The 24,145-nt window shown below is 44.3% G+C and carries 18 protein-coding genes and 4 tRNA genes; 10 read left to right on the plus strand and 12 right to left on the minus strand.

The window, feature by feature from the left end:
- The first annotated feature begins 11 nt into the window (after positions 1-11).
- Both ilvA and L2730_RS12195 read left to right on the plus strand, forming a co-directional pair.
- Positions 12-1,562 (plus strand): threonine ammonia-lyase, biosynthetic, encoded by a 1,551-nt coding sequence (gene ilvA / locus L2730_RS12190; protein ID WP_248974848.1) that lies wholly within the window; start codon positions 12-14, stop codon positions 1,560-1,562.
- Between the two features lie 299 nt (positions 1,563-1,861).
- Positions 1,862-3,007 carry a pyridoxal-phosphate-dependent aminotransferase family protein gene (locus L2730_RS12195; protein WP_248974849.1) on the plus strand — a complete coding sequence of 382 codons (1,146 nt, stop codon included), beginning with the start codon at positions 1,862-1,864 and terminating at the stop codon, positions 3,005-3,007.
- Positions 3,008-3,306: 299 nt separating this feature from the next.
- Here L2730_RS12195 and L2730_RS12200 read toward each other — a convergent pair whose 3' ends face one another.
- From L2730_RS12200 to L2730_RS12210, 3 genes are all read right to left on the minus strand, one after another.
- Entirely contained in the window at positions 3,307-4,665 is a 1,359-nt protein-coding gene (locus L2730_RS12200) for a sodium-dependent transporter (protein WP_248974850.1), read from the minus strand.
- Positions 4,666-4,950: 285 nt separating this feature from the next.
- Positions 4,951-5,436, minus strand: a complete 486-nt coding sequence (locus tag L2730_RS12205; protein ID WP_020910588.1) for an Lrp/AsnC family transcriptional regulator — start codon at positions 5,434-5,436, stop codon at positions 4,951-4,953.
- 82 nt (positions 5,437-5,518) lie between these two features.
- Positions 5,519-6,301, minus strand: coding sequence for a phosphatase PAP2 family protein (locus L2730_RS12210; RefSeq protein ID WP_248974851.1), 783 nt, complete (start codon positions 6,299-6,301; stop codon positions 5,519-5,521).
- 207 nt (positions 6,302-6,508) lie between these two features.
- Between L2730_RS12210 and L2730_RS12215 the strand changes: the two genes are divergently transcribed.
- Positions 6,509-7,360: a DUF417 family protein gene (locus L2730_RS12215; RefSeq protein ID WP_248974852.1), complete on the plus strand. Its 852-nt coding sequence runs from the start codon at positions 6,509-6,511 to the stop codon at positions 7,358-7,360.
- Positions 7,361-7,420: 60 nt separating this feature from the next.
- On the opposite strand, the gene ubiK is transcribed toward L2730_RS12215, so the two are convergent.
- The 4 genes from ubiK to L2730_RS12235 all read right to left on the minus strand — a co-directional run bounded on the left by ubiK (position 7,421) and on the right by L2730_RS12235 (position 12,731).
- Complete coding sequence (ubiK, locus tag L2730_RS12220; RefSeq protein WP_248974853.1) at positions 7,421-7,675, minus strand: ubiquinone biosynthesis accessory factor UbiK; 255 nt, start codon at positions 7,673-7,675, stop codon at positions 7,421-7,423.
- A 248-nt stretch (positions 7,676-7,923) separates the two neighbouring features.
- A complete protein-coding gene (locus L2730_RS12225) occupies positions 7,924-11,004 on the minus strand; it encodes a multidrug efflux RND transporter permease subunit (protein ID WP_248974854.1) in 3,081 nt (1,026 codons plus the stop codon).
- 14 nt (positions 11,005-11,018) lie between these two features.
- Positions 11,019-12,137, minus strand: a complete 1,119-nt coding sequence (locus L2730_RS12230) for an efflux RND transporter periplasmic adaptor subunit (RefSeq protein ID WP_248974855.1) — start codon at positions 12,135-12,137, stop codon at positions 11,019-11,021.
- A 15-nt stretch (positions 12,138-12,152) separates the two neighbouring features.
- Positions 12,153-12,731 carry a TetR/AcrR family transcriptional regulator gene (locus L2730_RS12235; protein WP_248974856.1) on the minus strand — a complete coding sequence of 193 codons (579 nt, stop codon included), beginning with the start codon at positions 12,729-12,731 and terminating at the stop codon, positions 12,153-12,155.
- 221 nt (positions 12,732-12,952) lie between these two features.
- Between L2730_RS12235 and rep the strand changes: the two genes are divergently transcribed.
- Entirely contained in the window at positions 12,953-14,965 is a 2,013-nt protein-coding gene (gene rep, locus L2730_RS12240; RefSeq protein ID WP_248974857.1) for a DNA helicase Rep, read from the plus strand.
- 40 nt (positions 14,966-15,005) lie between these two features.
- On the opposite strand, the gene L2730_RS12245 is transcribed toward rep, so the two are convergent.
- Positions 15,006-17,627, minus strand: a complete 2,622-nt coding sequence (locus L2730_RS12245) for a sensor domain-containing phosphodiesterase (RefSeq protein WP_248974858.1) — start codon at positions 17,625-17,627, stop codon at positions 15,006-15,008.
- A gap of 216 nt (positions 17,628-17,843) precedes the next feature.
- Between L2730_RS12245 and L2730_RS12250 the strand changes: the two genes are divergently transcribed.
- The 6 genes from L2730_RS12250 (at position 17,844) to L2730_RS12275 (ending at position 20,378) form a co-directional block, all read left to right on the plus strand.
- Positions 17,844-17,920, plus strand: a tRNA-Arg gene (locus L2730_RS12250).
- Between the two features lie 40 nt (positions 17,921-17,960).
- A tRNA-His gene (locus L2730_RS12255) sits at positions 17,961-18,036 on the plus strand.
- 117 nt (positions 18,037-18,153) lie between these two features.
- Positions 18,154-18,230 (plus strand) — tRNA-Pro (locus L2730_RS12260).
- Positions 18,231-18,387: 157 nt separating this feature from the next.
- Positions 18,388-18,464 (plus strand) — tRNA-Pro (locus L2730_RS12265).
- A gap of 646 nt (positions 18,465-19,110) precedes the next feature.
- Positions 19,111-19,884 carry an outer membrane protein OmpV gene (gene ompV / locus L2730_RS12270; RefSeq protein WP_248974859.1) on the plus strand — a complete coding sequence of 258 codons (774 nt, stop codon included), beginning with the start codon at positions 19,111-19,113 and terminating at the stop codon, positions 19,882-19,884.
- 17 nt (positions 19,885-19,901) lie between these two features.
- Positions 19,902-20,378: a CC0125/CC1285 family lipoprotein gene (locus tag L2730_RS12275; protein ID WP_248974860.1), complete on the plus strand. Its 477-nt coding sequence runs from the start codon at positions 19,902-19,904 to the stop codon at positions 20,376-20,378.
- A 338-nt stretch (positions 20,379-20,716) separates the two neighbouring features.
- Here the strand turns inward: L2730_RS12275 and L2730_RS12280 are convergent, their stop codons facing one another.
- Genes L2730_RS12280 through L2730_RS12295 form a run of 4 tightly spaced genes read right to left on the minus strand, consistent with a single transcriptional unit; the run spans position 20,717 to position 23,967 of the window.
- Positions 20,717-22,000 (minus strand): ATP-binding protein, encoded by a 1,284-nt coding sequence (locus L2730_RS12280; RefSeq protein WP_248974861.1) that lies wholly within the window; start codon positions 21,998-22,000, stop codon positions 20,717-20,719.
- A gap of 35 nt (positions 22,001-22,035) precedes the next feature.
- Positions 22,036-22,731 (minus strand): response regulator, encoded by a 696-nt coding sequence (locus L2730_RS12285; protein WP_248974862.1) that lies wholly within the window; start codon positions 22,729-22,731, stop codon positions 22,036-22,038.
- A 2-nt stretch (positions 22,732-22,733) separates the two neighbouring features.
- Positions 22,734-23,123: a DUF3019 domain-containing protein gene (locus L2730_RS12290; protein WP_248974863.1), complete on the minus strand. Its 390-nt coding sequence runs from the start codon at positions 23,121-23,123 to the stop codon at positions 22,734-22,736.
- Between the two features lie 7 nt (positions 23,124-23,130).
- Complete coding sequence (locus tag L2730_RS12295; protein WP_248974864.1) at positions 23,131-23,967, minus strand: MipA/OmpV family protein; 837 nt, start codon at positions 23,965-23,967, stop codon at positions 23,131-23,133.
- Positions 23,968-24,145: the final 178 nt, after the last annotated feature.

Here is a 24,145-nt window from a genome sequence, read left to right on the forward strand (position 1 = left end):
AAGGGGCGTTTATGTTGGCGTTAGCATCACAATCACAATTGGATTTAGCTCATTATTATTTACAGAAGATACTACTGTCTTCTGTTTATGATGTGGCCAAAGTCACCCCGCTTTCAAGCCTTAATAAGCTGTCGGCGCGTATCGGTTGTCAGGTATTTTTAAAGCGTGAAGATATGCAGCCGGTGCACTCTTTTAAGCTGCGCGGTGCTTACAACAAGATTGCTGAACTAACTAAAGAGGAGTGTGAATGTGGTGTGGTGTGTGCCTCTGCGGGCAACCATGCACAAGGGGTGGCGATGTCTGCTGCTGCTCGTGGTATCAGTGCGGTTATTGTAATGCCTGAAACGACACCCGACATTAAAGTTGATGCGGTTAGGCGTTTAGGTGGTGAAGTGGTATTGCATGGCCAAGCGTTTGACCAAGCTAATGCTTACGCACAAGGTCTTTCTAAGAGCGAAGGGCGTGTGTATGTGGCGCCTTTTGATGACGAAGCGGTGATTGCTGGTCAAGGCACTGTGGCGCAGGAGATGGTGCAGCAACAGCGTGATCTTGAAGTGGTGTTTGTGCCCGTGGGTGGTGGTGGTTTAATTGCAGGAATTGCAGCTTACTATAAAGCGGTGATGCCGCAAGTTAAGATCATCGGTGTAGAGCCTGAAGACTCAGCGTGTTTAAAGGCGGCGCTCGATGCCGATGAACGAGTCGTGCTACCTCAAGTGGGTTTGTTTGCCGACGGTGTAGCGGTTAAGCAGATAGGTGCAGAACCATTTAGGCTTGCTCGTGAATATGTTGATGATGTGATTACAGTAACTTCTGATGAAATTTGCGCAGCGGTAAAAGACATTTTTGAAGATACCCGAGCCATTGCAGAGCCCTCGGGCGCATTGTCGTTAGCAGGTCTTAAAAAATATGTTGGCAGTAATGGCAAAGGCGAAAAGCTCGGTGCGATATTAAGCGGCGCCAATGTTAATTTTCATAGCTTGCGTTATGTGTCTGAGCGCTGTGAACTAGGCGAGCAAAAAGAAGCCATTTTGGCCGTTAAAGTGCCAGAGCGCCCGGGAATATTCCTGCGTTTTTGCGAGCTGTTGGGTAAACGAGCGATGACGGAGTTTAATTATCGCTTTAGTAGTCGCGACAAAGCGGTGGTATTTGCGGGTATACGCTTATCTGAAGGGCAAGCTGAAGTTGATGAGATCATTGCCAACCTAGAGTCTGAAGGTTTTGGAGTGCAAGATCTGTCGCAAGATGAAACAGCTAAACTGCATGTGCGCTACATGGTTGGCGGGCATCCGCCAGAGCCATTAGAGGAGCGTTTGTTTAGCTTTGAGTTTCCAGAACACCCAGGTGCCTTGTTTAAGTTTTTAACCACCTTGCAGAGCAAGTGGAATATCAGTTTGTTCCATTACCGTAACCATGGTGCAGCCTACGGCAGAGTGTTAGCTGGCTTTGAAGTGCCAGAGAGTGACAATCTTGCTTTTCAGCAATTTTTGACTGAGCTTGGTTTTGTCTATCAAGAGGAAACCAAGAGCCCTGCTTATAAACTGTTTCTAGATAATCGTGATTGATAAGTGATCATCAACGAAAGGGCGCATTGGCGTCCTTTTGTATTGCTGCCGCTATGAGGTAAGAGATTAATTAATCTCATTCACTGCTTACTCATATTACTCCCGACAAATATCCCCTTAATTCTGCCACTTAAGACTGTTTGACTATAGTTTTACTGCTTGTTTTGTAATATGGTCTTATACCAAATAACAATAATATTGATAGCAATACTCTAGCCAGCAACGGGCTTTTGTTTAGGCAAAATCAATCGGCAGTTCAGTCTTAACCGCAGCACAGTATTTGTTTCTAAGGAAATGTAATGTTAATAGCACCCTATATCGAACCGTTTAATCCACCACGCAGAGTGCTGATGGGGCCGGGGCCTTCAGACGTTTATCCAGAGGTACTCGCAGCTCAAGCAAAGCCGACTATTGGTCATCTAGATCCATTATTTGTTGGGATGATGGATGAGCTAAAAGCACTGATCCAATATGCGTTTCAAACTAAAAATGAAATGACATTAGCTGTGTCAGCACCTGGTAGTGCGGGCATGGAAACTTGTTTTGTTAACCTGGTTGAGCCAGGTGAAAAAGTGATTGTTTGCCGCAATGGCGTATTCGGCGAGCGCATGCGCCAGAACGTTGAGCGGGTTGGTGCTGTCGCGGTGATGGTCGATAACGAGTGGGGCGAAGCGGTCGATGTGGATGCGGTAGCCAGCGCACTTGCGGCCAACCCAGATGCTAAATTCCTTGCCTTTGTGCACGCTGAGACCTCAACCGGGGCGTTATCCGATGCTAAAGCTTTGTGTGCACTCGCTAAGCAGCACGACTGTATATCGATTGTCGATGCAGTCACCTCGTTAGGCGGCGTCGAGCTAAGAGTCGATGAATGGGGCATTGATGCCATCTATTCTGGTAGTCAGAAGTGTCTCTCTTGTGTACCTGGTTTGTCGCCAGTGTCATTTTCACCCGCAGCGGTAGAAAAAATGAAAGCACGTAAGACTCAAGTGCAGAGCTGGTTTCTCGACCAAACACTGGTGATGGGTTACTGGACGGGCGAGAGTGGCGGTAAACGTAGTTATCACCATACTGCCCCTGTTAACGCGCTATATGCACTGCATGAATCATTGCGTCTGTTGTCGCTTGAAGGGCTTGAGCATGCATGGCAACGCCATGCGGATATGCATCAAGTGTTACGTCATGGGCTGCAGCGCCTTGGGCTTAAATTTGTGGTTGCAGAAGCGGATAGATTACCGCAGCTAAACGCGGTATATATTCCAGAAGGTATCGATGACGCTAAAGTACGTAAGCAGCTACTTGAGAACTATAACCTTGAAATTGGTGCAGGTCTTGGAGCCTTAGCTGGCAAGGCATGGCGCATCGGTTTGATGGGGTACGCTGCCCGGCGCGAAAATGTTGCGTTGTGTATTAAGGCCTTGGATGAAGTCTTGGTTCAGCCAGCTTAAACTGGTTTACAACTGCATCCTAAAATCGCAAGAATATAAAAGGTCGCTCAAAATAAATGAGCGGCTTTTTATCTATTAGGTTTAGTTGAGTCAGTTACACATCAGTAGCTAAGTGCTGCGCACCAATGAGTTGATGCTTTTTAGTGACCTTTGGATATCAGTATGTTGAGGCGATTCTTTTGAAATAAAGAGCGTGCGGCGCTTCACTCCTTGGCTCTACTCTTTACAAAACAAGGGCGAAGCACCACGACTGTTACCTGCCGTAGACTCCACCTTAATCACAACCGATAGCGCAAACGTTATTTGCTAAACAACTGCATGATGATCACGATGATCAGCAGTGGGCAGACAAACTTCACATATACAGGCCATAGCTTCCAAAACCAGCTATCAGCTTTAACGCCATCTTGGACTGCAATGGTGCTGATTAACTTGTTACGGTTCCATACCCAGCCTAAGAAGATAGCAATACCTAAAGCGATAAGCGGCTGTGCTCGCTCTGTAGTTATGGTGATCATAAAGCCAAATAGCGCGCTGAAGTTAAATACTACCACCATCGATAAAATGGCAATCACCGCGCCGACCAGTAAGGTCGCTTTATCACGGCTTAAGTTGGTTTTCTCGACGATATAGCTAGTTGGCACTTCTACAATAGAGATGGCTGAGGTAAGCCCTGCAATGGTCATCAACATAAAGAAGATAATGGCTAACAGGTACTGACTTACGCCACCTAGGGTTTTGAATAGCTCAGGCAATACAGTAAATACTAGGGTATCAGAATTAAGCAGGCTGCCATCTTCGGCAAAAATCTGCACGCCGTTATGTTGAGCGACATACATGGCTGGGATCACCATTAACGCCGCGAGAAAGGCAACGCTAGTATCGGTTAAGGTGACATAAGCGGTCAGCTTGCCAAGATCTTCTTTTTGGCTCAAATAAGCACCGTAAACCATCATGGCACCTGTGCCTATGGTGAGAGAGAAGAAGGTTTGTCCGAGAGCACCAACTAATACGTCTGCCTCAAAGATACGGCTAAAATCAGGGATTAATAACACTTCAAGGCCTTGCATAGCACCCGGCTGAGTTAAAATGTAACCTACGCCAGCGACTAAAATAAGCAACAGCATCGGCATCAGGCGCTTTGACCAACGCTCAATACCTTGCTGTACACCTTGGCGGATCACCAAAATGACCATTGCAATGAAGATAAGCGTAAATACAAGATTGCGCGATAGTGAGAAATCCATTAGCCAAGCGGCAATATCACTCTGACCACTAACTTGCGCCACCGGCGCTAGCGCGAAACTCACGAACCAGCCTGACAAAATACTGTAGAAGGTACAGATTAAAGTGGCGGTGATGATAGAGATAAAACCTATGCTTTTACCTATCTTCTTAGCCATTGGGCTGGAAGCAACTTTAGCCATCGCGTCAGCAGGGTTGGTTTGCCCATGACGACCAATCATCAACTCTGCCAATAGCATGGGATAACCGAGCAGTAGAATAAGGAAAAGGTAAACCAGTAGAAAGGCACCACCACCGTGAGTTGCTGCTTGGGTTGGAAATCCCCAGATATTACCCACACCTACTGCGCTACCAGCTGCAGCCATGATGAAGCCTATTCTAGAGCTGAAGTGCCCCTGTTTTACTGTGCTCATACCTATTCTCGAACCATTGAAAGAGCGCGCATAATAGAGCTTTTACTTAATAGGTCAACGCAAAAACTATTTGATAAGTAGTAATACGTCGATAATAAAACGCTAAAAAACACATTTACTTAGAATTAATGATTGCATTCATTGGTTTTGGCGAGCTTATTATGCGCCTGCTAAAGTGTAGTATCAGCGCAACGCAATTTAATCATTTTTGGATTAATTAGCAAAGTGCGACCGAATCCACAGATTATAGTCGCTATTGGGGAGAACCGCGGTCATTAACTGCTGTTAGTCAGCAGAAGGAGGTAGTGGAATTTGGGTTTGGTTTTTAACCTGCTTTAACACAAAGCTTGAATGCACACCGGCTATTTTCTCATTGGTGGTCAGCTTGTCGAGTAGGAACACTTTAAAAGCTGGCATATCTTTTACTAGCACTTTTAATTGATAATCGGCATCGCTACCGGTTAGCAAGCAACACTCTTGTACTTCATCGTATGAGGCTACTGTTGCTTCGAAGTTTTCCAGCGTTTCGCTAGAGTGTTTTTCAAGGCGCACGTGGATATAAGCGGTTAATGCTAAGTCAAAATGTGCCGGACTTAGCAAGGTAGCATAACCCGCTATGTAGCCAGCTTCCTCCAGTGCTTTTACCCTTCGAGAACAGGGTGAGGGAGAGAGGCCCACTTTTTCGGCTAGCTCTTGGTTAGACAACTTTCCGTGTTGCTGCACCAGCTTAAGAATATGCAGATCAATTTTGTCCAGTTGAATGTCGGCCATTGGGATCTCTCTTAGGGTTTGAGGTGTTTGCTAAGGAGGATACCTACATTCTCTTAAAGTTCAAGGTGTTGTGCTATTTCACCTAGTTGTTTGTCGATAGTTTCCGCAGCCAGTGGCTACTTAATGTGACCTGCTGCATGACGGCAATACTCGCAAAGGCGATAAGCCCTCCAATGACCGTTGACGCAAGTACATCTTGTGACCAGTGCATGCCTAACCACATGCGGCTTAACCCCATGCTGATGGCCCAACTAAATAGCACCAATGGCAATAAAGTCTGCCCGGCTAACAGCAGATAAAAGCTAACAACGAGCGCCAACGTGACCGCGAAAAGAGTGTGACCAGAAGGGAAGGCGTAACCCACCTCGTGCTGCCAATGTCCTTCGATTGCAGGGCTTAGGTTGATATCACTGCGGCTGAGCTCGAGCTGTTCAATAGATTGAGTTAATAACTCACGCTTGTCGGCTTTGTTATGTTGATAAAACTCATTGGTATTAAGCAGAGACTCCTGTGCCATCAGCGCTGCATTGGGTCTAGGTTCGGCAAAGTATGGCTTAAGGAAATGATTCAAACTTAAAGTGGTTGCCATAGCGATGGAAACTGCCATGACTAGCTTTAAGAATTCGGCTCTGTTTAGTATTTGGTAACAAGCGATAAGGATAACAATACCTGTGGCAATACCGTAAGGAGCGGTGCCTGTGCTGGTTATCCAATAAAGCAATTGCGCGAAAGCTGCATCAAGTTCAATGCGAGGGAACATGGTCACTGAAAATGCATATAAGCATGCGGGGATAGCCAGTAATACGCCCCAGCCAATCAACATGAGTTTGGTACTGGCTTTAGTGTCACGGTGTAAACGGTTCAATAGCAGCCTCGATAAGCAAAATGGTGGCGGTGCAGTCATGTAGGTTTGAGCACAGCAAGACTAATCCTTGATAGCGCACTATGCTAGCCCAACAGTATGAAGTGTAAATTAATATTCTTTAACTGAGGTGCAAAATGTTTGAAAGGCTTTTGGCAATGTACGGGTCTATTGCTGAAACCAGTATTGAATGAGAATAGGAACCGCTTAATGTTTACGTCGCTTAAATCCTTAGTTGTTGCCAACAGCGTATTAATATCGCGTTGGTTATTGGGTAGTTTTTTGCTACTTACCGCGGTTACTCGCTTCACTGCTGACGATGTTAGTTATTTTTCTAAGCAACTGCAGGCTGTTAACTTGCCTGAACTGCCTTGGTTGTCTGCTGTATTAGGCATTATGCAGCTTGTTACTTTAGCTGCGCTTATTGTGCCTGGTTATCGTTGGAGCCAGATCATCATCTATATTTATGCGGGCTTAGCAACAGTGCCGTTATTGATGATGTTCACCCACCCTGTTTGGATTGATGCTTTAGGAGGCTTTCCAGCCATTGGTGCTGGGCAAGGGCTGATAAAGTACTTAGGGATAGTTGCTGTATCGCTATTTATCGCCTCTCACTATGCTGGCCACACAAGGGTTAATAAGCTTGCGGTGAAGTTAGCGGTTGGCGGTATTTTGCTGGTGATGGTGTGGATTGGCGGCATGAAGTTTACCCAAATTGAGGCCGATGGTATTGAGGGGTTGATGAGCACAAGCCCACTCTTTAGCTGGATCTATTCATTGTTTAGCGTGTTACACGGCTCTTACTTTATCGGTGTGGTCGAACTGCTAGCGGTGATAGGTATTTTGCTAGCGCCTTGGTCCGATAAAGCTTATGTGTTTGGCTTGAGTGTCGCGGCGCTAACGTTTGCAGCAACGCAAACTTTCCTTATCACTTTGCCAGGTTATGAGACCAGTTTAGGTTTCCCTGTGCTAACTGGCAGCGGGCAGTTCATTGTTAAAGATTTAGCACTGCTGGCTTGTTGTATCATATTGTTTAACAAAAGAAAGCTTGTTGGTCATTAATAAGCTATAGCCAATAAAAAAGCACCTATTAAAGGTGCTTTTTTATTGCGTAACAGCAAACTAGTCTTCAGCGTTAAGCTTTGCTTCAAGTGCATCGACTTGAGCTTGCAGGGCTTCTAGCTTTTCGCGGGTTTTAATCAATACATGCTGCTGTACTTCAAACTCTTCGCGAGAAACGACATCTAGCTTCTGTAACTGATTTTGTAGAACCTGCTTGCTACGCTCTTCAAACTCACCAGCAAACTGCTTTAGCCCTGCAGGTAGGTTATCACTAAGCTGCTTTGCTACATCTTCGATTTTCTTTGGGTTGATCATCTTTAGTATCCGCTAAGGTGCCTGTTTCAATATGGGTTGATTGTACCTTAGGGGATAGCTATTGCCAAAACAATCGCAGCTTGAGTGGCTTATCTTCTGGTAGCAATTGGCCTAATACCAATCAGTATAAAGATTTGATCGCTCTGAGTAGATCAACTTCTGATAGCAATTGGTATAAAACAAAAGACCCCCACTCATTAGCTTGTGAGCGAAATAAGCGGAGGTCTTTATTGTGCTAGCAATACTGATTAAACAGTAGGTTTAAGTTCTTCATCAAACACTGGCAGAGGTTCATGTCTCTCGGCAAGGTAGGTGTAGATAACTGGCAATACGAACAGCGTGAAAATGGTACCAATGGCAAGGCCAGATACAATCACTAGCCCAATATTGAATCGAGCAACCGCACCTGCGCCTACTGCAAACAGCAGTGGTATCAGGCCGGCGATCATTGCTGCTGTGGTCATTAAGATTGGGCGTAGACGAATCGTGGCCGCATGCTTAATGGCGTCTACTTTACTTAAGCCGTTATGCAGTTGCTCCTCTTTAGCCACTTCACACATTAAGATCCCGTGTTTAGTGATTAGACCCACCAAGGTGATCAAGCCGACTTGGGTATAGATGTTCATCGATGACAATCCCATCACATGGGTCCAGCCTAGCGCGATTAATGCGCCGCTTATCGCTAGAGGCACCGATACCAATATCACTAATGGATCTCTAAGGCTCTCGAACTGGCTGGCTAGCACTAAGAAGATAATCGCCAATGCCAGTGCAAAGGTAGCGTATAGCGCTGAACCTTCGGTGACATATTGACGTGCTTCACCTAAGAAGTCATAGCTGTAACCTTTAGGTAGCTCGTTATCGCCAATGTTTTGCAAGAAGGCAATTGCATCACCAATGGCGACACCTGGAGTGGCAACACCGCCTACTGTTATCGCATTCATCTGGTTAAAGTGTGGCAGTGAACGTGGCTCTGAGATCATCTCGATATCGACCAAGCTTGATAGCGGAATAGAGCGACCATCTGCTGCAGTGACATAGTAACCGTCAAGTGACTCAGGGTTAGCTCGGTACTTACGATCTACTTGTGGAATCACTTCATAGGAGCGGCCATCAAGGTTGATACGGTTGACGTAACCATCACTCATCATAGTCGTCAGTGTCATCCCTATATCTTGCATAGTGACACCATAGGTTCCGGCTAAGTCACGCTTGATATGGATCTTCATGGTGCCAGAGTCGAATTTCAGGTTGATCTCAGAGTAAACAAATAGCGGACTTTGCTGTACTTTCTCAAGTACACCACTACCAATTTGGAATAGGCTCTCAAACGAGGCTGAGCTGGTTATTACGAACTGGATTGGCAATCCGCCTGATGCGCCTGGTAACTCAGGCATCTGGAAGGTGGTGACAGCCATACCCGGTACGGCTTTAACTTTGTCACCGAGTAGCTTTTGCATCTCCTTTTGGCTCTTATCACGTTCGCTCCAAGGCACTAAAGGTGCAATACCAAAGGCTTGGTTTGCATTGGGAACACCAACAAAGGCCAGTGATGCTGCTGCTTCAGGCTGGGCGCTGATCATGTCGGTCACTATGGCCATATTCGATTGAATGTAATCGAGGTTGGCACTAGACGGCGCTGTGCCCATCATCATCACTACGCTTTTATCTTCATTGGGCGCCAGTTCTGATGGAATAAAGCTAAACATCACAGGTAGTGAGGCAAACACGATAACGGCGAATGCTACCATCACAGGGCGGTGGTTAAGTACTGCGGTTAACATACGGTTGTAGCGCGTGGTTAAGCCATTGAGAAAGCGCTCAACACCACGCTCAAATCGATTAGGCTCTGAGTGGGCTTTGAGGATTTTAGAGCACATCATCGGTGATAGTGTCAGCGCCACAATACCGGAGATAAATACCGCACCAGCAAGGGTTAGGGCAAACTCTTTAAAGAGCGAGCCAGTAATACCGCCCATTAAGGCAATCGGTGCATACACCGCAGCTAGAGTAATGGTCATTGATATAACTGGTACTGCAATTTCTCGAGTACCAATAATTGCTGCTCTAAAGGGAGATTCACCAAGCTTGATATGCCGATCGACGTTTTCTACCACTACGATGGCGTCATCCACCACAAGACCAATGGCAAGCACCATCGCCAGTAGCGTCATCAGGTTAAGGGTAAAGCCAAACATCTGCATGATGACGGCCACACCTATTAATGACAGCGGAATGGTAACAATCGGGATAATAACCGCTCTAAACGAGCCTAAAAATAGCGTGATCACTACAATTACAATTAGCGCGGCTTCACCAATGGTTTTTATCACCTCATTGATAGATTCATCAATTGCCAGTGATGAGTCGTATAAGATGCGAGCCTTCATCGAAACTGGCAGATTACGGGTAATGTCTGGCATCATGCTACGTGCATCTGCAGCCACCACTAATGGGTTCGCCGTAGGGGTAACATCTAAGCCAATCACAACAGCTTCTTGGCCATCGGCTAAGGCGCGGTAGACATCGTGACTTTTCTCTAGGCTAACATCCGCAATATCCCCAAGGCGGATGACTAGGCCATCTTTACTGCCTACAACCAACTTTTCTAGCTCGGCAACGGTCGCGACCTGAGTGTCGGCTGTGCCATTGAATAGAGTAAAGGTATTATTGGCTTGACCGACTGCAGACTGATAGTTATTAGCTTGAAGTACATTCATGACATCGGTTGATGACAGATTAAATGCGCCCATGCGAGCAGGGTCTAGCCAGATACGCATAGCGTATTTAATCCCGCCATAAAGGTTAACTTTGGCTACACCATCAATAGTGAATAACTCAGGTTTTACTACCCGCTCTAGGTAGTCGGTGATTTGGCTTGAATTAATTTGGTCGCTGTAGAAAGAGATATACAGAACCGAGGTTTGCGAACCGGTCGACATATCCACGGTAGGATCTTCAGCTTCTTTGGGAAGCTGCGAACGCACCGAGTTTACCTTGGCTAAGATATCAGCCAAGGCGCCGTTGGGGTCAGTATTGAGCTTCATATAGACGGTGATTTTTGAGCTACCCAGAAAGCTATCTGAGGTCATAAAGTCAACGTTGTCTGCCTGAGCTAATGCTTGCTCAAGTGGCTGGGTGATAAAACCCTGAATCAAGTTAGAGTCGGCGCCGTAGTAACTGGTGGTTACCGTCACTACGGTGTTAGTCATTTCTGGATACTCTCGAACCTGCATACTATTAAGCGAGTAAAAGCCTAGCAGCAGAATAAGAAAGCTAATCGACGCAGCGAGTACGGGCCTGCGGATGAAAATATCAGTAAAGCGCATAGCTCTATCTCCGCTTATAGCTGTGGCAGTGTGGCTGGAGGCGTTAGCGCATCATTTTCGCTGATACTCACCTTACTGCCATTGCTCAAGCGTACTTGACCTGAGGTGACTATCATATCGCCTGCTTTAATGTCGCCGGTGACTAGTGCATCGTTTATGCCACGCTCAAGTACTTGGACGTTAATCTGCTTAACTCGCTTAATGCTTGCGCCGTCTTCTACGATATCTTCGATGACATACACTGAATTGCCGTAGAGGGTGAAGCTAATGGCTGTTTGTGGCAGTACGATTTGCTCTGTAAGCTCTGGTAGCTGAATGTCAACTTTGGCAAACATACCGCTACGCAGTTTTGAGTCGGTGTTTGGAATTTGTGCTTGCACTTGGATCAAACCGCTTTGGTAGAAAACTGCAGGTTCAATCGCTGAGATCACCCCTTCAAAAGGTTCGGTCGGGTAGGCATCAACATACACATGTACTGGCTGGCCCTTGGCGATGCGTGGCAGCTGTGTTTGTGGAATGGTAAAACGGATCTTCATAGTGCTGATATCTTCAAGGCGCACAATCTCTGTACCTGTTTGCAGATACTCACCTAAGTTCACATTTCGGATACCGACTAAACCAGCAAAGGGTGCTTTTATTTCGCGGCGACCAATGGTAGCGCTTAAGCTTTCGCTATCAGCAACCAATGCAAGGTACTTCGACTCACTGTTATCAAGGTCTTGCTTGGAGACAGAGTTTTGCTTGTAGAGTTTTGTGAGTCGTTTAAAGTCTTCAGATGCTGCAGGTAGCTGTACCTGCTTACTCTTAAGGTTTGCTTTTTCTACTTTTGAGTCCAACTCAATTAGCATTTGACCCGCTTCGACAGAGCTGCCATTTTCAAATTTAATAGCAGAAACAACGCCTGCCAACTCGTTAGCAATAGTGACACCTTGATTAGGCTCTACAAAACCAATGGCATTGATGGTTGGCTGCCAGCCTTCAGGGGTTACGGTGATAGCGGTTACCGGCGCAACAGGTTCGGGCATATTGGCGATAGCATCGGCAATTTTCCCCTTAACAAATAGGTTGAATCCAATGACAGATCCAAATGCCAGTACAGCAATAACTAACATTACCAGGGTCCATTTTTTCATGTCCTGACAGCTCCTTTAGTGAGTCGGTTGAGTTGGGAGTAAAATTGTTTTCCAGCAGAGGTCGCAAGCGAGATTAATTTCGTGTGCTTCATAATGAACTAAGCCGCGGCGTATACTGCGCGCGAGGGTCATAGCTGGCTCCATGGATAGAGCGTATAGCGCTCGGGAGTGCAATGGCTGCAATAATCCCTCTGCCTTACCCTCTTCAAAGAGTTGCTGCAATGGTGCAAATAGTTTTAATTCCGTATTGCGGATTTCATCAGTGTTGGTTTCTGGCAAATGGGCATACTGCTCATAACTTAAATTAGCAGGAGAGGGCTGTTTGCCAAAATCATGCATCTTCATCCAGATGCGTTTGAATCGCTCTTCGAGCGTACCTATGTGATGATCTTGTAAAATATGCGTCGCCACTTGTGCTAACACATCTTTGCGTAGCTCTAAAATAAGTTCGTTCTTATCTTTAAAGTAGCGGTAAATCGTACCTGCTGCTACACCGGCTTCATTAGCAACTTGTTGCATAGACAGTCCCTGAATCCCACCTGAGGCGATAATTGTTTCAGAGGCCCTTAAAATTAAATCACGTTTATTTGACATAAAAACACACTAATGAATGAACGTTCATTCATTAGTGTAGTGTTCACTTTGTGGATAAGCAAGAATTAATGGCAATATAGATCCTTCTTTACACTGCTATACGGTAGTAAATATAGTCTACTGTGAGAGGAATTTTTTGATTACTTTTCGCTACAGAATGGCTTTCTGCTATCATTCCTTTTTTAGTGCCTCCCTTTTAATATCTTGGTTGTTAAGTACAGATGAAGCTCAATCCCGGACAAAATGACGCCGTCCACTATGTTAGTGGCCCCTGCTTAGTGCTTGCTGGTGCAGGCAGTGGCAAAACCAGAGTGATTATTAACAAGATCGCTTATCTGGTGGAAAAGTGTGGCTACAAGGCGCGTAATATTGCTGCCGTGACCTTTACCAATAAAGCTGCGCGTGAGATGAAAGAGCGTGTGTCTCAGTCTATGGGGCGTAAAGAAGCCCGCGGTCTGTGGATCTCTACCTTCCATACCCTCGGGTTAGAGATCATTAAACGTGAACATAAAGTGGTCGGTTTAAAGCCTGGTTTTTCACTGTTTGATGATCAAGATACCTTAGCGCTACTGAAAGAGTTAACGCTTGATGAGCTAGATGAAGATAAAGATCTACTGCGATTACTCGCCACCACCATCTCTAATTGGAAAGGTGATTTGGTGATCCCTGCACAGGCATCAAAGATTGCTAAGGACGAACAGCAACAGCTTTTTGCGGTACTGTATCATCGCTACGCGCAACATATGAAAGCCTATAACGCATTGGATTTTGATGATCTTATTCTGCTGCCCACTTTATTGCTTAGGCAAAATGAAGAGGTCAGAACGCGTTGGCAGACTCGCATTCAATATATGCTGGTAGATGAATACCAAGATACCAATACCAGTCAGTATGAAATGGTTAAGCTGCTGGTGGGGGAAAGAGCACGTTTTACCGTGGTAGGGGATGATGATCAGTCTATCTACTCCTGGCGTGGAGCTAAACCGCAAAACCTAGTGTTACTCGGTAAAGATTTCCCTAAATTGAAACTGATTAAGCTGGAGCAGAATTACCGCTCTAGTCAGCGTATCTTGCGCGCAGCCAATATATTGATCGCTAATAACCCGCACGTATATGAAAAAGCTCTGTTTAGTGAACTGGCTTATGGTGAACCTATTCGGGTGCTGATTGCGGCCAATGAGGAGCAAGAAGCCGAGCGGGTTATTGCGGAGATGATCCGCCATAAGTTTGTCGGTCGTACCCAATTTGGTGATTACGCTATCTTGTATCGAGGTAACCATCAATCTCGTCTACTTGAGCGAGCACTGATGACCAACCGCATCCCCTACAAACTCAGCGGTGGTACCTCATTTTTTGGTCGTGCAGAGATTAAAGATATCATGGCTTATCTGCGTTTGGTGGTGAACCCTGATGATGATAATGCCTTTTTGCGCATTGTAAACTTGCCTAAACGAGGTATTGGTCCTGCGACTTTGGAACGTTTAGGTAATTTTTCAAACCAAAAACAGATCTCCATGTTTGCCGCTATTTTTGAAACGGATCTTAACCATGAGTTGCCTCCAGCAGCGATGGCTTCTTTGTATAAATTTGGTCGTTTTGTGGTGGAGATGGGCGACTGTGCCGAGCGTGGTGATCCGGTCGATGCAGTGAAGCAGTTGATCCGCAATATCAATTACGAAGATTACCTTTACGAGACCAGCACCAGTGCCAAAGCTGCAGAGATGCGGATGAAGAACATTTCAGAGCTGTACCGTTGGGTGACTGAAATGCTGCAAGGTGACGACCTCGATGAGGCAATGACATTGCCTGAGGTTGTGGCTCGTTTAACATTACGCGATATGATGGAGCGTAACAGCGAAGATGAAGGCGGCGATCAGGTGCAATTGATGACATTGCATGCATCAAAAGGGTTGGAGTTCCCCTATGTGTTCATGGTGGGCGCTGAAGAACGTATCTTGCCACACCAGAGTAGTATTGATGAAGATAATGTCGATGAAGAGCGTCGCCTAGCTTACGTTGGGATCACTCGAGCTCAAAAAGAGTTATGGTTTATTATCTGTCGCGAAAGACGCCAATTTGGTGAGACTATTCGTTGTGAGCCAAGTCGTTTTTTAATGGAGTTGCCTCAAGATGATCTGATTTGGGAAAATAGAAAACCAGTGCAAAGTGCAGAACAGCGGCAGCAAACAGGTAAGAGCAATATTGCTAACCTTAGAGATATGTTTAAGAAGTAATTGCAGTTGTTTCGCAGTGGCGGCTTAGGCTGCTACTGCGTTAGGCGCAAACTTGGTTGCTTGAATTATCAAGTTCAAACACTTTTCCTAGCGCGATCCCCTGTCCCTTTTCAAAACCTATATCAGATAGCAGCTGGCAATGTGCTTTAGTTGAAACCCCCACTGCAAATATTTCCAGCTCCAATGCTCTAGCTGCACTGTAATACGCTTTAATTATTTTTAGGTGCTGCTCGCTCTCAAGATGCGTAGCGTAGCTAGAATCTAACTTTAATGACTGAATAGGCAGAAAGGTTAAGCTACTTATCGCGCTATGGGCACTGCCGTAGCCATCAATACCGAGTTGCACATTGAGACCATTGAGCTGCTCAAAAGCATTGATATGATTGTTAGTATTTTGAACAAACTCTTTTTCGTTGAAAAATAGCGTTAGCTTAGTCAAATCGAAGCTACATTGCTTTAGCTTATTCTTTAAAGCTCTGAGTGCGTGTTTGTGATTCAAATGCTGGCTGGATATGGAGACTTGTATATGGAAGTCCACTCCAAAGCGCTGTTCTAGCGAGTGAAAGCCGTCGTAAATCATTGCCAGCATGTAGTTATCAAGCTCGATAAGCAGATTGCAGTGTTCTGCGATGTTATTGAGCTGTAATTGCTTTACTTTTCCTAAGGTTGGGTGACGCCAAAATAACCTAGGTTCGAACGCGATTACACGTTCGCTTTCGAGCTCCATTATGGGCAGGTAACTCAGCTGTAGATCGCCTTTCTCTAGGGCGATTTTTAGCTCGTTCTCTAGTTCAAGTTCCTGTACATGCTGCTTATTATTACCTTGGTCGAAGAGTACGTAGCAACCTTTTCCTTTAGATTTTGCCTGATACATAGCACTGTCAGCATTACGCAAAATTGATTCACTGGTATCTGCATTGTTTTGTCCGCTCATGGCGAGACCTATGCTTGCGCTAGAATTGAGTTGTTGATTGGCCAATGTATAGGGTCGCGAGAGCTCAAGTAATACCCGCTCAGCAACATCTTCAGCATCTTTTTGGCTACCAACAGAATCGAGTAAGATCACAAATTCATCGCCGCCTAAACGGGCTAACATATCGTTATTGCGAATACAGAGTTTAAGACGCTTTGCTGTTTCGATAAGGAAGCGGTCGCCTTCAAGGTGACCTAAGGTGTCGTTAAGTAGTTTAAACCTATCCATATCAATAAATAGCACGGCGAACTTGTCGAGAGTATGTCTGCGAACGTGCTTAATTGACTGTGATAAACGTTCCATAAACATGGCTCTATTGGGCAAGCCTGTAAGGTTGTCATGTTTGGCGTCGTGTACCAGTTGGCGCTCGATACGTTTACGCTGATTTATCTCTTTCTCAAGATCATCGTTAACACATGCTAATGCTTGAGTTCGCTCATTGATCTTCTCTTCAAGTTGCTCGTAGCTAATTTGTAATGATTCAGCGGATAGTTTTTTTTCTATGGCTGTCGCAATATGCTGTGATACAAACGTCAGCAGTTCGAGATCTTTTTCTTGATAATTCTGGCTATAGCTATAACTGTAAATAGTTAGCGAGCCTCTAACTTTACCGTGAATAAATAGCGGTAAGCCTATCCATTGGTTTATCTCTTGAGTGTCATTTAGTTCTGGTGCTTCGCAGTAAAGCTCGCCGGACTGTATTAGCGCATCGATATCGCAGCGCTCTAATAACCTGGGTTTTCGATTGAGTAAGATATACTCCGTCAAGCCGTCGCTGATGGCTCTCGGCTTGGGAGATGGAAGATCGAATTGAGATACAAAATAGGGAAAACTCAGCGAGTCTCGCTCTTCATTGAGTAGTGAAATAAAGCAGTTGTTGATTGGAATTAAATGGCTAATAACTCGGTGAAGCTCTTCGTAAAACTCTAAATTATCAATGTTTGAAGTGGCAAGATCGGCAATTTCAAAAAGAGACTTTTGTAAACGTTCAGCTCTTCGTCTTTCATAGACTTCAAGTTTTAGCTTGTTGTAAGCAATGCTTAACTCTTTAGTGCGAGTTTCGATAGCAAGTTCGAGTTGCTCCTGATATTGCAGACGTTCTATTACCGCTGATATATGGTGACTAATGAATGTCATCAGCTCTAATTCCATATCACCGTAATAGGTATCGGTATGATAACTTTGTACTACGAGTACACCTGTGGTGCTCTCTGCACTTTTAATGGGAACGCCTACCCATTGATGACAATCGCTGCCCCTCGGAATTATCTCGTTAGATGCTACCAACTGTGTATAGGTGTCGTTATTACAAATCAAAGCCTGTTCAGTTTTTAGTACGTATCCGGTCAAGCCACTATAGAGCATGTCGGATAGATCTTCTTCTGGGTAGCAATCTTCAGGGTGGAGATCTTTTTCATCTTCGAAAAAAGGAACTTCAATTCTATCTGTTGCAGGATTAAGCGTTGCGATAAAGAAATTGTCAGCAGGAATTAACTTTTTGAGTGATTGATGTAGAGATGAATAGAATTCTTCAGGTGTACTGACGCTTGCTGCGAAGTTAGAAATCTCTAACAGAGCATTTTGGGTGACTTCTGCGCGCTTGTATTTTTGAGCCAATACTTTTAAGCGAGCAATCCTTTTATTTAATTTCACAGTTTCTGTCGACTGCGATGTTTCTTCCCTAAACATGCATTTCCGCCAAGCGCTATTTTTTATTCTGATCAGGAATTAAGCTAATCAATATAAATAACATGAAAAATCTTTATATCCAAGGCTTTATTTTGTACAGCAGTGCTTTAAAAGCATACTAATCACTCAAATCTTGAGCAAACAGGTAAAAAAAAGCAAATCAAGTGTAGACGGGGGGGCCTTTTATCCATATTATATGCGGCGCTAACAAGGCAGGCACCCATAGCTCAGCTGGATAGAGCGCACCCCTCCGGAGGGTGAGGCCGAGGGTTCGAATCCTTCTGGGTGCACCAGATTGGATACGGCGGTTTTGTTAGTAGGAAATAAGCAGCGGTGATTGTAGCTCAGTTGGTAGAGCCCCGGATTGTGATTCCGGTTGTCGTGGGTTCGAGCCCCATCAGTCACCCCATTTTCCTTATTAAGCTTTAAAGTAAAAAGCTCGTTGATTAATGCAGCCTGGTAACACATCAGGATTGTGATAAGAAGTGGAGCAGAGGGTGACCCTCTTTAAACATCTATATTGACTCGGTGATTAGCGCAGCCCGGTAGCGCATCTGGTTTGGGACCAGAGGGTCAGAGGTTCGAATCCTCTATCACCGACCACATTAATAAGTAACGAGTTTACTCGGTATTTAGCATTTAAAAGATTTCGGTGATTAGCGCAGCCCTTTAGCGCATCATGATTTTAAGCAAGAGCGGACCAGAGAGTCAGAGGTTCGAATTCTGCTTTTAGAAGATACCGACAATCTTTAAAAGTTTACGGTGATTAGCGCAGCCCGGTAGCGCATCTGGTTTGGGACCAGAGGGTCAGAGGTTCGAATCCTCTATCACCGACCACTTTCGAAAAGCCTCTTGAGAAATCAAGAGGCTTTTTTCGTTTAGACTAGGCAACATGCTTGAATCCAACATTTATGACCGACCACTTACCGTTAAGCCCTTCGAGTAATCGAAGGGCTTTTTTGTTAGTTCGTAATAAAGAAAGTATTTGAATCCAACATTAACGACCGACCACTTTCGAAAAGCCTCTTGAGAAATCAAGAGGCTTTTTTCGTTTAGACTAGGCAACATGCTTGAATCCAACATTTATGACCGACCACTTACCATTAAGCCCTTCGAGTAATCTAAGGGCTTTTTTGTTAGTTCGTAATAAAGAAAGTATTTGAATCCAACATTAACGACCGGCCAATTTCGAAAAGCCTCTTGATAAACCGCGGGACTCTTTGTTGGTTTGCCATAAAAGCTTGGAACCAGTTTTACCTACCAATCACTTTCGAAAAACCTCTCGATAAATCAGAAGGCTTTTTCTTTTTCGAGAAAAGTAAAATAAACAAATCATGTTTTAGTTACTGGCTATTTACAGCTTGCTCTCCCCGGGGGGGGAGCAAGCGAATACCTTGTCAGGATACATTTGGATACAGAGTCCTAAAACAACATCAAATATAGTGAGCTCACTGTCATTTGAACGATGTAAAAGGACGAACCGATGAAAAAAATTTATTTCGCTATCTCAGCAATCTTACTGTCTAACGCCGCCTTAGCAGAAGGCAATACTTACATTCGCAACGGCAACATATATAGCCACCAAGGTCAGTTCTTTGCAGGTGCAGGTGCTGCAACTGGTAGTGAGTTTTATAAAGGCCAAGACCATAAAACAGGTGCCTATATCAACGGTGGTTATCATGGCGAGGACTTTAATGCTGATCTCGCCGGTGTGAACTACCGATTTTTTGGCTCAAACGATAGCGCTATTAACTTCAGTGTTTTTGCGACTGCGAATCCAGGTTTTGACGCAGATGATGCTGATATTTTAAAAGGAATGAAAGATCGAAAAACAAGTGGGGACTTAGGCTTGAATGCTGATCTTCACCTAGCCCAAGGCACTCTCTCTGGAAAGTTCCAACATGATGTAACCGGTGTTTACGATGGCTACCAGGCAGACGTCACCTATTACCATCCGATGAATATTGGCTTTGCAGACTTCGTGCCTTATGCAGGCGTTCATTACTTTAGTAAGGATTACGTGAACTATTACACTGGGGTCTCTAAATCTGATGCCACAGCTAATCGTCCTGTATATCAAGCTGACGGGGCATTTGCTTATAAAGTTGGTTACGCAATGGTTGTTCCTATTAGTGAGCATCTAGATATTACCCAAGCAACAGGTTACTCACGCCTAAGTTCTGATATGGCTGATTCACCGCTTATCGACAGCAATAATCAATGGGTAACTACGTTAGGGGTCAACTACAGCTTCTAAGTTGTGAGGTAGAAACTATGAGATTCAATAAAGTGAAAAAGTTAGCGGTACAGAAGTTATCCATAGGAGTCATTTTGGCTATAGCATTAACAGCCTGTGCGACCCCTTACGATACAGAGAAGAGTTTTTGGACTTTTGGTAAAGGGTTCGAAACGATGCAAATTGCCGCCGATAGTTGGCAGATAAGTTTTGTTGGTAATACTAATACTGATAGAGCGCTGACACGTAAGTATGTCATGCTGAAATCTGCAGAGTTGTGCCAAAAAGCAGGTTATCCTTATTTTACTTTTACCAACGAGCAAACTAATCGAGATTCGGTTGGCCAATTTGGTGCAGGCACTACCACTAGTGACATTCTGTGGGGTAGTTCTACCATTGATAAAGAGACATCTACGGTTGTTGAGGTCACAGGGCTTAAACAGCACCCTGCGAATTCAGGAGCACGTATTTATGATACGAACTACATTCTGAGTAATGTCTCTTCTGATAGCTAAGCGATTGGCATATGAGCGCCCTCAAAGGGGCGCCTATTTGCATTGCTACAATGTGAGAGTTAGCGGTGATTGGTTATACCAATCAGTATAAAGATTTGATCGCTCAGCGAGAGTTTAGCGACTTTGAGGTAAGGCAATGAATGAAGAGCATAGTTATTCTACGTTCAAATTCATTAACGCAGCATCAAAGTCGCTAAAACTCGCCTTTAGGAGTGTTTTTGGCTTGCTACTTCTGCGTTGAATAAACTCATAAGGGAATAACCATTATGTCATTTATTCGCCTTGAATTAGCGTGCCAAAAAAGCTCTGAGTAGATCAACTTCTTATACTGATTGGTATTACTTAAACTTTAACGATATTTTTGCTCCACCTAGCGCAATTGAGCGGTCAATAACAAGCTCTGATCCCATCCAATCTCCAATACGTTGGACGATGGCCAGTCCCATACCGTGCCCTGCATTATCTCTACTTTGCTGCCCTCGAACAAAAGGCTTAACCACTTGTTCGGTTTCTGTTTCAGCAATTCCTTGGCCATCATCTTCAACGTGCAGCCAAGCTGCGTTTTCAGTAAGTTCCAATCGAACCCTAATTTTTGAGTGACCAAAGCGTTCTGCATTACTGAGCAAGTTAGCTACTTGCATTGATAAATATTTAGGATCTGTATTGATCATTATGGACTGTGATGCGGGAATATATTCCAGTTGTAAGCGATTGTCTGTATGCCCAACTAGTTTTCTTTCTAACCAGGCATTAAGTTCAACAGGTTGCAACTCAGGCTGAATATTCGCTTGGTCGAGGCGTGCATAGTTTAATAGTGTTGCAACTAATTCCTCCATTGCATCAATATCGCGATTTAATCGCTTAAAATACTTAACCCGCAGTTGTTCATTCTGAGTTTCCTCAAGTGCTTCAATACCGAAACGTAAACGTGCTATAGGGGTTTTAAGGTCGTGAGATACAGCTCTGCTAAGTAATTTATTGTCATCAATTAGCTGCTGGATACGGTCGGCCATCCGATTAAATTCAGTTTCAATTGTACCAATATAGGACGTTTTTCTGACGTCAATTCGTTGTTGTAACTCACCCATACCAAATGCTTGAGTTGTTTTACTTAGTGCTAATAATTGCCTGATAAGCGGAGATACCCACACTAATAATATCGCGACGACACCAATATAAAACAACATGGTATAAAGCTTGTTGAGGTCGAAGTTTTTCTCTTCAGGTGAGGTGAGTTGGGTTTTGATATTGAGCACTTGGCCTGTATTAAGTATTAAGTAGTGCAGTGATATGCCTTCGTCTGACTCCAGCGCCAGAGTCTTTTCATTATCAAATTGTAGTTTTAATGAGGGGGGCAGTATAAATTCAGCCTCTGGAGTGAGTGACATCTGCTGTTGGTTATGTCGATTCCAGTTGTCGATAAACCTTTGTTGATTGGATTCGTCGTCAGCAAGTGTGCGTGATAGTGTCACGCCTACTAATTTTAATGCGGCTAACTGTTCATTAGTGCTGGTGCTATCAGTATCAGGGTTTTGTAACGAGGCAAATTCACTTATTGACCAGCCTAAACTGATAATAGAAACAAGCACTACTAGGATGAGAGAGACGATTAGTTTTTTCATTGATATGACCTAGTTATAGAGCTGTATATCGATAGCTATGATTCATCCTCACGGCAAAATAGGTAACCCTTACCTCTAATCGTTTTGATCTTATAGGGCTGGTTTTTGGCTTCATGTAGTTTCTTGCGCAGGCGAGATATGCGGATATCAATAGAGCGATCAAAGCCGTCGTATTCTATCCCTCTAAGCTCGGCAATTAAGTCTGTACGGCTAACGACTGTGCCAACCTTCAGTGCCAGTAACCATAAAACATCAAACTCATTGGCATTTAGATCTAAGACTTGCTGTTCAATGGAGACAGATTTAGCCGCTGCATTTAGGCTTAAAGAGTCGAATACGAGTTGTTGTTTTATATTATCGTCAGTTGTGCGACGCAGTAGGGCTTTGATTCGAGCAAGCATGACTTGTGGTCGAATAGGTTTAGTCAGATAGTCATCAGCACCCACTTCTAACCCTTGAATTTCATCACCATCTTCAACACAAGCGGTCATAAATAGAATGGGTCCTGTATAGAAAGCCCGCGCTTCTTTACAGACATCGAATCCATTTTTAATGGGTAACATGACATCTAACAGCACTAAATCAGGCCGCTCTTCTTTGATCATTGCTAGCGCATAATCGCCTTGATTTGCGACAGTAATACTATATCCATGGTCGAGTAGGTAATCACTTATCCACTCAGCCAGAGAGCTATCGTCTTCGACAACCAATATGTGTTTCACATTAGCCATTATTAAAATAGTCTCCAGCCAGAAGGACTTTGTTTTGGGGCTTTGTAAACCCAAGTCACTACAACTTTTACCTCAGCAACAGCATTTAAGTCATCTTGACTCACTAACCTGAATGTTATGGTTGAGTCACTTTCGAAGTTGTATTTAAATTGCTGCAGCGCTTTTCCATCCCAACAGGTTAATGGTTGCTGACTTTGTGACAACATTAGGCAAAATCGGCCAATCGACGGTGTTTGCCATTGAAATAATACATCTTGATAGCAAATCTGTCCTTTGTGCAAAGCAACACATTGCTCTGGTGTCGCAGTGAAAGTGATAGGCTGTTTATGCTCAGAGGCTATCGATGGGGCTGCAAATAAGATTAGCGGCAACCAGGAATAAAATCTATTCATAAGCCACCTAGAATACATAGCTGATTGATGCGTTAAAAAACGACACGTAATCAGCCTCATTAAAAGGACTATTGGTGACTTCGTCTGAGAGCATATTGATGCGATACATTGCTCGAAATACAAAGCTTTCGCTAATTGGGTAGGCGACGCCGAGTTCTACCCCGTAACTAAATGAACTCTCAGGTTGGTATTGCGGAAAGAGTGCTGTAGCCTCCTCACTGCTTACACCGAAAAGGTGCTGGTTCAATGTTGCTGATGAATATTCAACGCTGCCTAATGCGTGAAAGTTCCAGTTCCGTATTTGCCAAGACTTCCCTAATCGTGCTGAACTCTGTATCCCTTGGTCGTCGTAATAGTCGCTGACGATTCGATACTGAAATACATAATGATCGCCCCAATAACGGGTGGCACGAAAACCAGCTCCCACATAAATTGAATCTTCGGACATGAGATAACTATTACGTTCTGCCTCATTAAGAGTCGTAGGATCAACGCCTTCGGGACGTGCCCATGAACTCTTGAGGTTGGCGACTAACAAATCTAATGACCAGTTTTCTGAATTCCAAAAGTTGTAGCCTAGATTGATACCATCTTGAGATTGATGAATCATTTCAACAAAAAGGCCGTTATATTGGTACATACCGCTGATTAATAAGGAGGGTTGTACAGTTTGATGTTCACTCTGTCGAATATCTACCTTATTGACGCTATATACACTCGCTCCCAGCTCAAAGTAGCCGCCATTTTCAAGGCGGTTATCAACGCCACCGGATACACTAGTTGCTATGTCTGATGCTGATACTATCGCGGGCACGAACGTTAGTATGAGTAAAAATAGTCTCATAAAATGTCGTGGTGGATACCAAAAGATACTATTCATTATATTAACTGACTTATTGAGAACGCTATATTGTCTGAACGCTTTAAAAGGCTAAGCAAAATATTATTCCATTGGATTTGTTGGTGTTATATCAAAGAGACTTTTCGAGCGACTATTAGTGAGGTCCCTTAGCAGCATTATT

It is taken from the genome of Shewanella kaireitica (genome assembly GCF_023284045.1).
Classification (GTDB): Bacteria; Pseudomonadota; Gammaproteobacteria; order Enterobacterales; family Shewanellaceae; genus Shewanella; species Shewanella kaireitica.